Origin of the sequence: Halorubrum sp. SP3 (assembly GCF_005435195.1) — an archaeon.
GTDB classification, from domain to species: domain Archaea; phylum Halobacteriota; class Halobacteria; order Halobacteriales; family Haloferacaceae; genus Halorubrum; species Halorubrum sodomense.
Map to the genome: position 1 here is coordinate 1 of NZ_SGTU01000084.1, position 1,278 is coordinate 1,278.

At 51.7% G+C, this 1,278-nt stretch carries 2 protein-coding genes and 1 pseudogene; 1 reads left to right on the plus strand and 2 read right to left on the minus strand.

Annotated elements, in window-relative coordinates; all coding sequences use genetic code 11:
- Nucleotides 1–122: 122 nt before the first annotated feature.
- Together EXE42_RS20325 and EXE42_RS15440 are read right to left on the minus strand one after the other, a co-directional pair.
- Nucleotides 123–238: pseudogene (locus tag EXE42_RS20325) on the minus strand (EamA/RhaT family transporter); the annotation flags it as partial.
- Nucleotides 239–245: 7 nt separating this feature from the next.
- Nucleotides 246–866, minus strand: coding sequence for a hypothetical protein (locus EXE42_RS15440; protein ID WP_137706902.1), 621 nt, complete (start codon nt 864–866; stop codon nt 246–248).
- 98 nt (nt 867–964) lie between these two features.
- Here EXE42_RS15440 and EXE42_RS15445 point away from each other — a divergent pair.
- Nucleotides 965–1,278: helix-turn-helix domain-containing protein (locus EXE42_RS15445; RefSeq protein ID WP_241988412.1), on the plus strand; the 314-nt coding region annotated here is incomplete at its 3' end.

Below are 1,278 nucleotides of genomic sequence, written 5' to 3' on the forward strand. Positions count from 1 at the left end.
CTGGCCTGGCGTCGCCATGGGATATCTGCGGACTCAATTCTCAAAAAACCATCTGAGAGAGCAAGACGAAAAGACAGCCACTCTGGCACTACTACACGCCAGTCTGTCTCTCGCAACGCCCACTACTTTGCGGCGACAAATCCTGTAGAATAAATACAAAGCCGGCAGCGGTCGCAGGCGTCACTTCCTGTCCGAGCACGAGCCAGCCCGCCAGCGCCGCGAACACGGGGATCACATACTAGAAATCAATCCAACATGTCGAGGTCTCCGCGACGCTCTTGGTGCATAATACCAGCTGTGAATAGCCGAAGTTTCGAAATCAGTTCTGACTCAGTTTCATACGTTCCTACCCGGAGATCCCATCGCACCTGTGCTGACCGAATCATCGCACTCGTCACATCGTCTTCATGGAAGAAGATGAGACGATCACTATGTGTTTCTGAGAGTGCTTCGAGGATGCTCCCAGCTTCTTCCCCGACACCGAAATTATGCCCGAGAAACGGTAAAATGAACGCAGTTGCGTTACTACACTGCGTATACTCGATACTTTGTGTCGCCGCATCCACCTCGTCAGTATCTACATCAACGTCGACGGCAAGAAAGGCGTTCACTCCGGGGGTGACACGAAGTGCGCCCTGTATCCGTCGTAGCAATGCCTGCGCCGCGTCGATCTCGTCTTTGTTTTGGAACAATCGCCGGAGCGGCCCTGGGAGGTCGTCCACCGCAATTTCCTGACGCTCCTCCTCGGTGAGGATGTAGTTGAGATTGAACGACTTGTATGGGCCCATTAAGTAGAAGAGAAACCGGTCGTACGGTACGTGGCCTAATCGGTCAGCAATTAGTTCACGTGTTATCTCCTCATTCATATTCAATTGTGTTCGCTGATAGTATTTAAAACACCCATATTTTGAGATATCTTGGCTTGAGAAAGACTAAGAGCTTTTCCGACCAACAAGAGCCTAAGATGGCGACGAATCACACACAGGCGGCTCCCGGAGAGTTCCCGGAAGATCCCGAAGAATTGCTCCCAGAAGAGAGCGTTCTCAGTCTCGACGAGTATCTTGCGATGCACGCGGCCGTAGGGCATCGGACCAGATATGAGATTCTCTACCGACTCGTCCACGGCGGAGACATGAGTCCGAAAGAACTAGACGAAGTGATTGAGATCGATGATAGCACACTTCACTATCACCTCAACAAACTCGTTGATGTGGGCCTCGTCGAAAAACGTCAACAGACAGAGCGAGGCCAAAATGGGTTGTACACGTACTACCGAGC